This is a genomic window from Methylobacter sp. sgz302048 (assembly GCF_052162025.1).
In the GTDB taxonomy this organism is placed as follows: domain Bacteria; phylum Pseudomonadota; class Gammaproteobacteria; order Methylococcales; family Methylomonadaceae; genus Methylobacter.
The window spans coordinates 790,001-802,588 of sequence record NZ_CP197401.1; the positions used below are offsets into that span (position 1 = coordinate 790,001).

Sequence of the window (12,588 nt, forward strand, 5' to 3'; positions counted from 1 at the left end):
CATAGTACCGAAGCTACGGGTTCATCGTAAGATGAGCGGTAGAGGAGCGTTCTGTACGCCTGCGAAGGTCGATTGAGAAGTCGGCTGGAGGTATCAGAAGTGCGAATGCTGACATGAGTAACGATAATCAGGGTGAAAAACCCTGACGCCGAAAACCCAAGGTTTCCTGCGCAACGCTAATCGACGCAGGGTTAGTCGGTACCTAAGGCGAGGCCGAAAGGCGTAGTCGATGGCAAACAGGTTAATATTCCTGTACCAGTGGTAACTGCGATGGGGTGACGGAGAAGGCTAGGTCAGCTGCCGGTTGGAAGTGGCAGTTTAAGCGCGTAGGCAGGACTCTTAGGCAAATCCGGGAGTCTATATGCTGAGGCGTGACGACGAGTCTCCCTTTGGGGAGACGAAGTGATTGATGCCCGGCTTCCAAGAAAAACCTCTAAGCTTCAGGTTATCAGTGGCCGTACCCTAAACCGACACAGGTGGGTAGGATGAGAATTCTAAGGCGCTTGAGAGAACTCGGGTGAAGGAACTAGGCAAAATGATACCGTAACTTCGGGAGAAGGTATGCCTTTGGTAGGTGTAGTCCCTCGCGGGCGAAGCCGAAGAAGGTTGCAATAAACTGGTGGCTGCGACTGTTTAGCAAAAACATAGCACTCTGCAAACACGAAAGTGGACGTATAGGGTGTGACGCCTGCCCGGTGCCGGAAGGTTAATTGATGGGGTTATCTTCGGAGAAGCTCTTGATCGAAGCCCCGGTAAACGGCGGCCGTAACTATAACGGTCCTAAGGTAGCGAAATTCCTTGTCGGGTAAGTTCCGACCTGCACGAATGGCGTAACGATGGCCACACTGTCTCCACCCGAGACTCAGTGAAATTGAAATTGCTGTGAAGATGCAGTATACCCGCGGCTAGACGGAAAGACCCCGTGAACCTTTACTATAGCTTGACACTGGACTTTGAACCTACTTGTGTAGGATAGGTGGGAGGCTGTGAAGCACCAACGCCAGTTGGTGTGGAGCCATCCTTGAAATACCACCCTGGTATGTTTGAAGTTCTAACCTCGACCCGTAATCCGGGTTAGGGACAGTGTCTGGTGGGTAGTTTGACTGGGGCGGTCTCCTCCCAAAGAGTAACGGAGGAGCACGAAGGTACCCTCAGCATGGTCGGAAATCATGCAATGAGTGCAATGGCATAAGGGTGCTTGACTGCGAGACGGACAGGTCGAGCAGGTACGAAAGTAGGTCATAGTGATCCGGTGGTTCTGAATGGAAGGGCCATCGCTCAACGGATAAAAGGTACTCCGGGGATAACAGGCTGATACCGCCCAAGAGTTCATATCGACGGCGGTGTTTGGCACCTCGATGTCGGCTCATCACATCCTGGGGCTGAAGCAGGTCCCAAGGGTATGGCTGTTCGCCATTTAAAGTGGTACGCGAGCTGGGTTCAGAACGTCGTGAGACAGTTCGGTCCCTATCTGCCGTGGGCGTTTGAGATTTGAGGGAAGCTGCTCCTAGTACGAGAGGACCGGAGTGGACGAACCGCTGGTGTTCCGGTTGTCATGCCAATGGCATTGCCGGGTAGCTATGTTCGGACAGGATAACCGCTGAAAGCATCTAAGCGGGAAGCCCCTCCCAAGATGAGATCTCACTGGGACCATGAGTCCCCTGAAGGGCCCTGAGAGACGATCAGGTTGATAGGCACGGTGTGGAAGCGCTGTAAGGCGTGCAGCTAACGTGTACTAATTGCCCGTGAGGCTTGACCATATAACACCCAATCAGTTTGGGTTGACTGACAGCGCTTTGACGCAAGAGTACAGATTTCCATGCAGTAGGCCGCGACAGCGGGCCTGCTACACCAGTTTGCTTGGTGACCATAGCGAGCGTGAACCACCCGATCCCATCCCGAACTCGGAAGTGAAACCGCTTAGCGCCGATGATAGTGTGGCCGTTTGCCATGCGAAAGTAGGGCATCGCCAAGCGCCAATCCGAAAACCCGGTCCTCCCAGAGGCCCGGGTTTTTTTTTGCCCGGCCCTCAGGCCGCCCGCGTCGCCCCGCCCAGCAAGGTCAGGATCTCGCCCGTGATATAGCTCGAATCGGCCGGCGACGCGAAAAAGCCCGCCGCAGGGAGCCTTTTCAGGGCCGGACCCGGCTGAGAGCCGCTGCCAGCAACTGTACGGCCCGCCGGGCCCCTTGCCCTGGATCAATTTGATAGCTTGCTCTAAATGGTTATTTAAAAAAAAGTCAGATTGGCTTATTCTGATTGATCTATTATTCAAATCAGTATTTGTTTTATGTACTTTTCAAACAGTAAATATTGGGACTTAGGTGCGCCGATTGCCGGTATTTTACTGGCTTTATCATTTGCCCCGTTTAACTATATTTATTTAGCTCTCCTGTCACTGATTTTTCTGTTTGCGTCCTGGCAAAATGTATCACCCGGACGGGCACTGCTAAGAGGCTATTTATTTGGCTTAGGCTTATTTGGTTTAGGCGTATCATGGGTCTATATTAGTATTCATGACTTTGGGGGGGCTGGCTTGCTGAGCTCGATTATACTTACGAGCTTATTTATTATTGTTTGGGCATTATTCCCGGCATTATGTGGATATCTCTCAGTAAAGTTAATGCCGCCAAATGTTAATCTTTTGCAACTTTTGGCAATTCCTTTTATTTGGGTACTCATAGAATATGTACGAGGATATCTGGTGCTTAATGGATTTCCATGGTTGCAAGTTGCATATTCTCAATTGGAAGCTCCTTTAGCAGGTTATATCCCTATTGTAGGGGGATATGGCACCAGTTTTTTATTAGCATTTACTGCATCCTCTTTTGTAATTCTGATGTTTTATAAAAAACATCTTGTGATATTAACCGCTATTATTGCTGTGTTATGGAGCATGGGCAGTTGGCTGCAGGCTGTAAAATGGACCCAAGATGTAGGCAATCCTATCAAGGCTTCTTTAATTCAAGGTAATATCTCTCAAGATCAAAAATGGAAATTAGAGAATAGAAATCGCATTCTGCAAAAATATAAAACTATGACGGAAGAACACTGGGATTCGGATGTCATTGTTTGGCCAGAAACCGCAGTACCTGCTTTTCTATCCGAAGTTAATGAGTCTTTTTTATTGCCACTAAGAATGGAAGCGGCAAAGAATGGTACTGACTTGATTATCAGTATCCCCATAAAAGAAAATTTACGACATGAAAAGTATAATGCGGCTATAACTTTGGGCAAAAACGATGGTATTTATCGAAAAAGTCATTTATTGCCGTTCGGAGAGTATTTGCCATTACAGCCCTTGTCAGGGTTTATGTTAAGCATATTGGATATTCCATTAGCTCATTTTTTACCAGGAAGAACAGATCAGCCATTATTAAAAGCAGGAGGCTATACGTTTATAACTTCAATTTGTTATGAGGATGCCTTTAGTGATGTGAATATTCGAGGCTTGCCGGAAGCAGCTTATCTGGTTAATGTGACTAACGATGCCTGGTTTGGAGACTCATTGGAGCCTCATCAGCATATGCAGATTGCAAGAATGCGGGCAATGGAAACGGGACGTTTTTTGTTGCGGGCAACAAACACGGGAATAACTGCAATTGTGTCGCCTCAAGGAAAGATTATCAATCAAGCGCCTTTGTTTGAAACAACAGCGATCAGTGGAACTATAATTCCTATGGGAGGAATGACGCCCTATGCTAGACTCGGAGATAAGGTGATTATAAGTGTAATAGGGATTTTGCTTTTGGCCTTGATTGTGTACGGCAATACTTGCCAGAAGGTCGCTAGGGAAGACCTGTTATGACACGTAAACATAGTCCTCGTTTTATTGAAAATACTCAGGAGTAACAAACGGGGGCAACCCCTGAGCAAAGAGATTTAGTTGCTGTGAATTTCTGCGTGTAATGCTTTGAATTCTTCGGTCAATTTATGATTAGGCGCATAATGAATCAATGGTCGGGCTTCTGTATGCGATTCTCTGACTTTAATCGAAGGCGAAATCATTGCCGCCAGTACAGGTAATCCTTCTTCGACAAGCTGATCAACTAATTGACGAGGCAAATTGGCCTGTTTTTGGAATTGGTTGACGACAATACCTTCAATTTCAAGATCTTGGTTATGGTCGGCTTTAACTTCTCTTAAAGCCTGCATCAGTAAATAGAGAGCTTCTCGAGCAAATGTATCACAATCAAAAGGAATCAGGCACTTATCTGCAGCGATTAAAGCTGATTGACTGTAAAAGTTAAGGATGGGAGGCGTATCCATGTAGATAGCGTCAAAGCCCTGCAATTTTTCTAGTGCTTCTTTCAATTTAAAAATTTTATAGCGCGATTCCAAACGAGCTTGCAAGGGCTCAAGATCAGGATGTGAAGGAATAACGAATAGATCAGGAAAGGGTGTTTCATGGATAACATTTTCAAGTCCGGAATTGTTGCCTCCGAACAGGCCAAGACTTAAGCTGTCTTTAAAAAAGTGGGCAATAGTTTTATCGCTGTCACTAACTTTCTTGCCGAGCAAGTATTGGGTGGAGTTGCCTTGAACGTCCAGATCGATCACTAAAGTGCGTTTGCCTTCCACGGCACTGATGGCGGCTAAATTGCAGGTAATCGTAGATTTGCCGACACCGCCCTTCTGGTTGAAAATGACCCTGCGCATGTTGTTATTCCTCATGGAATCAAATAGATAAAACTCACATTATAAAGCCTAGACTGGCAATATCAAAGGCGGACAAAGGTTTTACCGTGACAGGCCGGGCATTCGGGAATTTCGCTGGTCGATTTAAAGGCAATTTGCTTATCGCATTGATCGCAAACAAACGTTCCAGGGCCAGTGATATTGCCGGTGTGATAAGTATTTAGCTCCGCCAATTGTCCTAATTTTGCAAGTTCAAGACGGGTTTTATCGGCAAGGCTTAAAAAAGCATCCAACGCGAAGTTTTCAATCAGCTCAATATCAAATTTAAACCACTCCGAGAGTGATTCGGTGTCTTTTGTTTCGGATAGGCCATGCGCGGCATGTTCAATATCGCGTTTCACATAATCCGATACTTGATCGATTTCATCTTTGGTCAAATCGGTGGATTTTCTGGTTTTTTCTTTCGAAATTTCCAATGCATCTGCTAAAGAATGGATGGTCTCATCCATGGTTTCATGCAAATGCTTCATGAATTCGTTATAGGCGGCGATAAATTTATTTTTATTCATGGTTCAACTCCTGAAAAAGGCGCTTTAGATTTAAGCTTCTGTGCGGTATTCTAACGCTTTTGACTGGTAAAAGACGAGAAGGATGCAAGAAAATTATAAGCCGTTAGTTATTGAGCAAGAGGTACAAAAGGCCTGGGAAGAGTCGGGTGTGTTCAACGTGTCGGAATCTTCGGCTCAGGAAAAGTATTATTGCTTATCCATGTTCCCCTATCCCAGCGGCAAGCTCCACATGGGGCATGTTCGTAACTATACGATTGGCGATGTGATCAGCCGTTATCAACGCATGCTGGGCAAGAATGTCATGCAGCCAATGGGCTGGGACGCATTCGGTCTACCAGCGGAAAATGCGGCCATGAAGCATGGCGTTCATCCCGCCGACTGGACATATGACAATATCGATTACATGCGCGATCAGCTTAAGCGATTGGGCTTCGGCTATGATTGGAACCGAGAGATAGCGACTTGTGATCCGTCTTATTATCGTTGGGAACAATGGTTCTTCATTAAGTTGCTGGAAAAGGGCCTGGTTTATAAAAAAACCGCACCGGTCAACTGGTGTCCGCATGATATGACCGTGCTGGCCAACGAACAGGTCATCGACGGTTGTTGCTGGCGTTGCGATACTCCGGTGGAAAGAAAAGAAATCGCACAGTGGTTCTTGAAGATCACGGACTATGCCGATGAATTACTGCAATCTTTGGAAACATTGGATGGCTGGCCGGAACAAGTCAAAACCATGCAGGCTAATTGGATTGGCCGCTCCGAAGGTGTGGAAATGGATTTTCAGGTGGCAGGTATGGAACAGCCCTTAAGAATTTATACGACCCGGCCTGATACCCTGATGGGCGTTACCTATATGGCTGTTGCGGCTGAGCATCCGCTGGCGCAGAAAGCCGCCGAAAACAAACCTGAACTCATGGCATTCATTAACGAGTGCAAAGTTATGGAAACGTCCGAAGCGGCTATGGAGACCATGGAGAAGCGCGGCGTGGATTCAGGCATCAAAGCCATCCATCCGATAACCGGCGAGCAGGTTCCGGTCTGGATTGCCAACTTCGTGCTGATGGGGTACGGCACCGGAGCGATCATGTCTGTGCCTGCACATGATCAGCGCGATTTTGAGTTTGCCAGAAAATACGGCATTGCGATTAAACAGGTGATTTTTGCCAAAGACGGTGAAAATGATGATTGTTCAGAACAGGCTTATACCGCTAAAGGCGTCTTGCGCAACTCGGACGAGTTCGACGGCTTGACATCAGAGCAAGCCTTTGTTGCAATTGCAGAAACACTAGAAAAAGCCGGCAAAGGACAGCGTAAAACCAATTTCCGCCTGCGCGATTGGGGGGTCTCTCGTCAACGTTACTGGGGCGCGCCGATCCCCGTCATCTATTGCGATGATTGCGGTACGGTGCCAGTTCCTGAGCAGGATCTGCCAGTGGAATTACCGCGTGATGTAGTGTTGGATGGTTCGCAATCACCTTTGGTAGCGCATCCGACATTCTCCCATGTGAATTGCCCGACTTGCGGAAAAGAAGCGCGCCGCGAAACTGATACTTTCGATACGTTTATGGAATCCTCATGGTATTTTGCCCGCTTTGCCAGCAGCGGCAGTGCCAACAGCATGCTTGATGAAAATGCCAAATACTGGCTGCCGGTCGACCAATATATCGGCGGTATCGAACATGCGATTTTGCATCTGTTATACGCGCGTTTTTATACCAAGCTGCTCCGCGATGAAGGTCTGCTGGTTTGTGATGAACCCTTCAAAAAACTGTTGACGCAAGGCATGGTGCTGAAGGACGGCAGTAAAATGTCCAAATCCAAAGGCAACACAGTCGATCCGCAAGCCTTGATTGATCAATACGGTGCCGATACTGTGCGCTTGTTCATTATGTTCGCAGCGCCTCCCGAACAATCCCTGGAATGGTCCGATAGTGGGGTTGAGGGTGCTTTCCGGTTTCTCAAGCGGCTCTGGAAACAGGCTTATCTGCATATCAATGCCTGCGGTTCGCCTCAAAAAGTGAACAAACAGGCATTGACCGAAGATCAGCAGGCTATCCGTCGCCAATTGCATCAGACCATCCAAAAAGTAACGGATGATCTTGGCAGACGCTATACCTTTAACACAGCCATTGCTGCCAATATGGAGCTGGTTAATGCACTGTCCAGATTCAATGATGAGTCCGAAAATGGCAAGGCGGTTCGCCAGGAAGCATTGGAAGCGATTGTCTTGATGTTATCCCCGATAGTGCCGCATATCTCTCATCAGTTATGGCTGGATTTGGGCCATCAGCAGGCGGTTGTCAGCGAGTCATGGCCTGAAGTTGATGTAACGGCTTTGGAACTGGATTCGTTAGAGTTGGTGATCCAGGTAAACGGTAAATTGCGCAGTAAAATTTCCGTTTCAACCAGCGCTTCTAAGGAGGAAATGGAAGCCATGGCGCTGGCTGACGAAAACGTTAAGCGTTTTATTGAAGACAAACCGGTCAAAAAGGTCATTGTTGTGCCTAAAAAGCTGGTTAATATCGTAGTTTAAGAGATGTATTTATTGACGAAAAAATCGATCATACTCATTATGGCCTTGTTATTGAGCGCGTGCGGTTACCATTTGCGCGGCGCGCTTGATCTGCCAACGGGCATGAGGAATGTTTATCTGGATGGCGGTTCAGAGCCGTTACGGGAACAATTCAAGCGCACATTGAAATCCTCTGCTGGCAAGCTTGCCAACTCACCGGAAGGAGCCGGCATGACCATCAGGATATTCGGCGAGGATCTTAATCGGAGGGCATTGTCGTTGGATGCCAAAGGTAAGGCTGAAGAATTTGAATTGCTTTACCGGTTGGAATATGAAGTGCTAGGTTCAGGCAAGTCCGTGCTGATGAAGAGGCAGCCAGTCGAGATAAGGCGTGACTATTTCAATGATCAGCAGGATATTATGGCTAAGGATAATGAAGAAGCCGTGATCCGTAATGAAATGTATCAACAGGCTGTGCGTACGATAGTCGACCGTGCGCGGGTTGTATTGGAGGCGAACGCCAAATAACATGCGTTTAAAACCCGAGCAGTTAGGGGCCGAGCTTCAAAAGGGTTTGGCGCCTGTTTACTTTATTAGCGGCGACGAGCCATTACAACTTGGTGAACTGGCCGATGCCGTCAGAGAAGCCGCAAGACAGGCTGGTTTTTTGACGCGCGAGGTCTTTTCAGTCGAAACAGGGTTTGAATGGAATGATTTGACGGCGGCTGCCGATTCATACTCCATTTTTTCAGATAAGAAAATCATCGATTTAAGGTTGTCTTCCGGCGCTCCGGGAACAGAAGGCTCGAAAGCGCTGACCGCTTATTGCGAACGCTTGCCGGCCGATACGGTTTTGCTCATTACGGCCGGCAAGCTGGCCAGTGCCGCATTAAAGACGCGCTGGTTACAGGCTCTGGAAAAGGCCGGGGCAGTCATTCAGGTCTGGCCCCTGGACGGACAGGATTTAATCCGGTGGTTGCAGCAAAGAATGCAGCGGCGCGGACTCAGTACTGATCCGGAAGGGCTGAAAATACTCGCGTCCAGGATTGAAGGCAACCTGCTTGCCGCTGCTCAGGAAATAGAAAAACTCTATGTACTGTATGGTCCTGGGCATTTGAGCGATCAGCAGATTCTCGATGTCGTAGCCGACAGTTCCCGATACGATGTGTTCAAGTTGATCGATTGCGTGCTGGGAGCCAGCATGAAGCGCATTTTCAAAGTGCTATCAGGCTTGCAGGCGGAAGGCATTGCAGCGCCGGTGATCTTATGGGCTCTCACGCGCGAAGCCAGAACATTGATCAAGATGAAAAGAGCGATAGCCCAGGGACAAAACAGAGAGCTGGTATTTAAAAACAATCAGATCTGGGATAAGCGTAAACAGCTGGTCAGCCATGCGTTGAACAGACTTAGCGAGCAGGATTTGAATAGCGTATTGCTGTTAAGCGCCAAGGCCGACCGGCAAATTAAAGGTCAGCAGAAAGGCGACGCGTGGGAAACGCTACGGACTATCTGCCTGGTATTTGCATCAACCCCGGTTATGGCTGATACAGTCTGAACCTGGCATCGTCCAGACGGCTGTCATTGGCTATCTACAATACAAAAATCACATCGTCATCAATATCATGCGGCAAGGGCTTGAAAAAAATAAATGCGCCCCAATATTCGCAGTCATCCCATTTTTCATTATCAGGAATAATAAAGATGACTGTTGAAGCAAAGAAAGAAACCCTAGGGTTTGAAACCGAAGTTAAGCATCTCCTGCATTTGATGATTCATTCCTTGTACAGCAACAAGGAAATCTTTTTGCGCGAGTTAATTTCAAATGCGTCCGATGCGGCGGATAAATTGCGTTTCCTGGCATTGTCCAATGACAGCCTGTACGAAAGCGACAGCGATCTGAAGATCCGCCTTGAATATGACAAGGACAAACGCACGATCACGATTATCGATAACGGCATCGGCATGACCCGTGCGGAAGTGCAAGAGCATATCGGCACAATCGCAAAATCCGGCACCAAACAGTTTTTTGAAGCCTTAACAGGCGATCAAGCCAAAGACAGCGAGCTGATAGGCCAGTTCGGCGTTGGTTTCTATTCAGCTTTTATTGTCGCCGACAAAGTGACGCTGACTACGCGTAAAGCCGGTGCGCCGGTTAATGAAGGCGTTCGTTGGGAGTCGGCCGGCGAAGGCGATTACACCATTGAATCGGTAGAGAAACCCAAACGCGGCACTGAAATCGTCTTGCATCTGAAAGAATCGGAAAGCGAATTCCTGGACGGCTATCGCATCCGATCCATCGTCAGAAAGTTTTCCGATCACATTTCCTTGCCTATTGTCATGGACAAAGAGTCTATGCCTTCTATGGGTGAGGAAGGCGAGGAAGAAAAGCCTGCTGCGCCTGAAGAAGAGACTATCAACAGCGCCTCGGCTTTATGGACCAAAGCCCGCCAGGAGATTTCCGAAAACGATTACAATGAGTTTTATAAGCATGTCGCCCACGATTATCAGGATCCGATGGCTTATGTTCACAGCAAGGTGGAAGGCTCCAACGAATACACGCTGTTGCTCTACGTGCCATCGCATGCACCATTCGATATGTGGGATAGAGAAGCCAAGCACGGCGTAAAACTGTATATACGCAAAGTCTTCATCACTGATGACGCTGAACAGTTGATGCCGCGTTATCTGCGTTTTATCCGCGGCATCATTGACGCCAACTCATTGCCTTTGAACGTATCACGCGAAATCCTGCAGCAGAGCAAGAATATCAGCAATATCAAGTCAGGCGCCGTCAAAAAAGTGCTGGGCATGCTGGAAGGCATGGCTAAAAACGAGCCGGAAAAATATGAGAAGTTCTGGTCCGAGTTCGGCGCTGTCATGAAAGAAGGTCCAATAGAAGATCATGCAAATAAAGACCGCATCGCCAAACTGTTGCGTTTCGCTTCGACGCATACCGATAACAGTAAACAGACAGTCACACTGGAAGACTATGTGAGCCGCATGAAGGAAGGCCAGGAAAAAATCTACTATGTCACGGCGGACAGCTACTCGGCGGCTAAAAACAGCCCGCATCTGGAAATTTTCCGCAAGAAGGGCATTGAGGTGCTGCTGTTATCCGACCGTATCGATGAATGGCTCGTCTCGCACCTGGGCGAATTTGACGGCAAGCATTTGCAATCCATTGCCAAAGGCGAGCTGGATTTAGGCAAGCTCGAGGACGAAGCCGATAAACAAGAGCAGGAAGAAGTCAATAAGGACTTTGAATCGGTATTGAAGCAGATCAAGGACGTACTGGCTGATAAAGTCAGCGAAGTGCGCTTAAGCCACCGTCTGACCGAGTCCCCGGCTTGTCTGGTTTCCGATATTTACGGCATGAGCCTGAATATGGAACGTATCATGAAGGAAGCCGGTCAATCCATGGGCTTCGGCAAAAAGCCTATCTTCGAGATCAATCCGACGCACCCGCTGGTAGCGCGCCTAAAAAAAGAACAGGATGATGCGAGGTTTGCGGATCTGGCCCATATCCTCTTCGATCAGGCTATCTTGAGCGAAGGCGGGCAGCTGGATGATCCGGCCGCTTTTGTTCATAAGCTGAACGGATTATTGCAGGGATTGCTGCACTAAAATCAAAAAAGGCTGGATACTCTCCAGCCTTTTTTATATCTGTTGAACCTGTTGCTGCGCTTTATTGATTTTTTGCCCGCATGCCCTGCCAGGCATGATGCGCCACAGGCAGAAATGAGACGGCGATAATGCCTAAAACGACCAGCTCGAAATTCTTCTTGACCAGTTCAAGATTGCCGAACTGATAGCCCAGCGTAATGAGTCCGCCCACCCATAAACAGGCGCCAGTGATGCAAAAAATGATATAGCGCGGATAACGCATATTGCCTGCGCCCGCCACGAAAGGCGCGACGGTTCGAATAATCGGTATAAACCGGGCAATGATCACGGTTCTGCCGCCGTGTTTTTCATAATAGGTTTCGGTCTGTTCGATATATTCCCGTTTAAAAAAGCCAATTTTTTCGCGCGCTTTGACTTTCGTGCCGAAAAACTTACCGATGACATAGTTAAGGTTATCGCCAGCCAGCGCTGCAACGATTAAAAGCGCGATCAAAAGATAGATATCGAGTTGTCCGGTGCTGGCTCCCAGAGCGCCAACGGCAAACAGCAGCGAATCGCCCGGCAGCAGGGGCATGACGACCAAGCCTGTTTCACAAAAAATAATCAGGAATAATATGGCATAGGTCAGGGTGCCGTACTGTGCCAGAATATCGGCGAGATGCGCATTGAGATGGATGAAAAAATCTAATAGCTGTGCAAGGAATTCCATAAGTGCCGAGTTTTAACCTATAAAAATTGGTTATTGTATAAAAAATGACTTAAGACCCGCTTCAGAAGTTTCATTTATCAGACCGATATCGCATTAACCCTAACTTGGGGCGGCGGCAGCTATTATTTTTCTACCGTCACAAACGCTATTTTGACTAGCCCTGCATGTTGTACGGTGGCCATGACTTCGGCGACTTTTCCATAAATGACGCCTTGGTCGGCATAAAGATGCAGTGCCACTTCGGGATTTTTCTCCAGCTCTTGCTTCAAAATGGTTTCCAGGGCGGCCAGATCCGCAACAGGCTGTTTGTTGAGCGTTATGCCGCCTTGCGTATCAATGCCGAGCTGCAAGGGCTGCTCCTCCACATTCGCTGTGGTTTCGGCCGTTTTCGGCAGCGCCACATGCACCGATTGCGTCAGTAGGGGCGCTGTCACCAGAAGGATTATCACCAAAACCAGCATGACGTCAACGAGCGGCGTGACGTTGATTTCGCTCATGGCATCTTCGTTTTCGGATTGTGTTTTAAAGGCCATTG

At 48.1% G+C, this 12,588-nt stretch carries 9 protein-coding genes and 2 rRNA genes (1 of these 11 running past the window's edge); 7 read left to right on the forward strand and 4 right to left on the reverse strand.

Annotated elements, in window-relative coordinates; genetic code table 11:
• The 3 genes from ACTNE6_RS03920 to lnt all read left to right on the forward strand — a co-directional run.
• Positions 1 to 1,760 (forward strand): 23S ribosomal RNA (locus tag ACTNE6_RS03920); it begins 1,133 nt to the left of the window's first position.
• A 99-nt stretch (positions 1,761 to 1,859) separates the two neighbouring features.
• Positions 1,860 to 1,975 (forward strand): 5S ribosomal RNA (gene rrf, locus ACTNE6_RS03925).
• A gap of 313 nt (positions 1,976 to 2,288) precedes the next feature.
• Positions 2,289 to 3,806, forward strand: a complete 1,518-nt coding sequence (lnt, locus tag ACTNE6_RS03930) for an apolipoprotein N-acyltransferase (protein WP_442498673.1) — start codon at positions 2,289 to 2,291, stop codon at positions 3,804 to 3,806.
• Positions 3,807 to 3,880: 74 nt separating this feature from the next.
• Here the strand turns inward: lnt and ACTNE6_RS03935 are convergent, their stop codons facing one another.
• A complete protein-coding gene (locus ACTNE6_RS03935; RefSeq protein ID WP_442498674.1) occupies positions 3,881 to 4,657 on the reverse strand; it encodes a ParA family protein in 777 nt (258 codons plus the stop codon).
• A 62-nt stretch (positions 4,658 to 4,719) separates the two neighbouring features.
• Complete coding sequence (locus ACTNE6_RS03940) at positions 4,720 to 5,205, reverse strand: zinc ribbon-containing protein (protein ID WP_194970969.1); 486 nt, start codon at positions 5,203 to 5,205, stop codon at positions 4,720 to 4,722.
• An 82-nt stretch (positions 5,206 to 5,287) separates the two neighbouring features.
• Between ACTNE6_RS03940 and leuS the strand changes: the two genes are divergently transcribed.
• The 4 genes from leuS to htpG all read left to right on the forward strand — a co-directional run bounded on the left by leuS (position 5,288) and on the right by htpG (position 11,344).
• A complete protein-coding gene (leuS, locus tag ACTNE6_RS03945) occupies positions 5,288 to 7,741 on the forward strand; it encodes a leucine--tRNA ligase (RefSeq protein WP_442498675.1) in 2,454 nt (817 codons plus the stop codon).
• Between the two features lie 3 nt (positions 7,742 to 7,744).
• Positions 7,745 to 8,248 (forward strand): LPS-assembly lipoprotein LptE, encoded by a 504-nt coding sequence (locus ACTNE6_RS03950; RefSeq protein ID WP_442498676.1) that lies wholly within the window; start codon positions 7,745 to 7,747, stop codon positions 8,246 to 8,248.
• 1 nt (position 8,249) lies between these two features.
• Positions 8,250 to 9,275, forward strand: a complete 1,026-nt coding sequence (gene holA, locus ACTNE6_RS03955) for a DNA polymerase III subunit delta (RefSeq protein WP_442498677.1) — start codon at positions 8,250 to 8,252, stop codon at positions 9,273 to 9,275.
• 146 nt (positions 9,276 to 9,421) lie between these two features.
• Positions 9,422 to 11,344, forward strand: a complete 1,923-nt coding sequence (htpG, locus tag ACTNE6_RS03960) for a molecular chaperone HtpG (protein ID WP_442498678.1) — start codon at positions 9,422 to 9,424, stop codon at positions 11,342 to 11,344.
• Between the two features lie 61 nt (positions 11,345 to 11,405).
• Here the strand turns inward: htpG and ACTNE6_RS03965 are convergent, their stop codons facing one another.
• Together ACTNE6_RS03965 and ACTNE6_RS03970 are read right to left on the reverse strand one after the other, a co-directional pair.
• Positions 11,406 to 12,053, reverse strand: coding sequence for a DedA family protein (locus ACTNE6_RS03965; protein ID WP_442498679.1), 648 nt, complete (start codon positions 12,051 to 12,053; stop codon positions 11,406 to 11,408).
• A gap of 122 nt (positions 12,054 to 12,175) precedes the next feature.
• Positions 12,176 to 12,586 (reverse strand): ExbD/TolR family protein, encoded by a 411-nt coding sequence (locus ACTNE6_RS03970; RefSeq protein ID WP_442498680.1) that lies wholly within the window; start codon positions 12,584 to 12,586, stop codon positions 12,176 to 12,178.
• Between the last annotated feature and the right edge of the window lie 2 nt (positions 12,587 to 12,588).

Excerpts from the sequence above, each read along its gene's own strand:
- htpG (WP_442498678.1), top strand. The coding sequence starts at position 9,422 with ATGACTGTTGAAGCAAAGAAAGAAACCCTAGGGTTTGAAACCGAAGTT.
- ACTNE6_RS03935 (WP_442498674.1), bottom strand. The coding sequence starts at position 4,657 with ATGCGCAGGGTCATTTTCAACCAGAAGGGCGGTGTCGGCAAATCTACG.
- leuS (WP_442498675.1), top strand. The coding sequence starts at position 5,288 with ATGCAAGAAAATTATAAGCCGTTAGTTATTGAGCAAGAGGTACAAAAG.
- ACTNE6_RS03965 (WP_442498679.1), bottom strand. The coding sequence starts at position 12,053 with ATGGAATTCCTTGCACAGCTATTAGATTTTTTCATCCATCTCAATGCG.
- holA (WP_442498677.1), top strand. The coding sequence starts at position 8,250 with ATGCGTTTAAAACCCGAGCAGTTAGGGGCCGAGCTTCAAAAGGGTTTG.
- ACTNE6_RS03970 (WP_442498680.1), bottom strand. The coding sequence starts at position 12,586 with ATGGCCTTTAAAACACAATCCGAAAACGAAGATGCCATGAGCGAAATC.
- ACTNE6_RS03940 (WP_194970969.1), bottom strand. The coding sequence starts at position 5,205 with ATGAATAAAAATAAATTTATCGCCGCCTATAACGAATTCATGAAGCAT.
- ACTNE6_RS03950 (WP_442498676.1), top strand. The coding sequence starts at position 7,745 with ATGTATTTATTGACGAAAAAATCGATCATACTCATTATGGCCTTGTTA.
- lnt (WP_442498673.1), top strand. The coding sequence starts at position 2,289 with ATGTACTTTTCAAACAGTAAATATTGGGACTTAGGTGCGCCGATTGCC.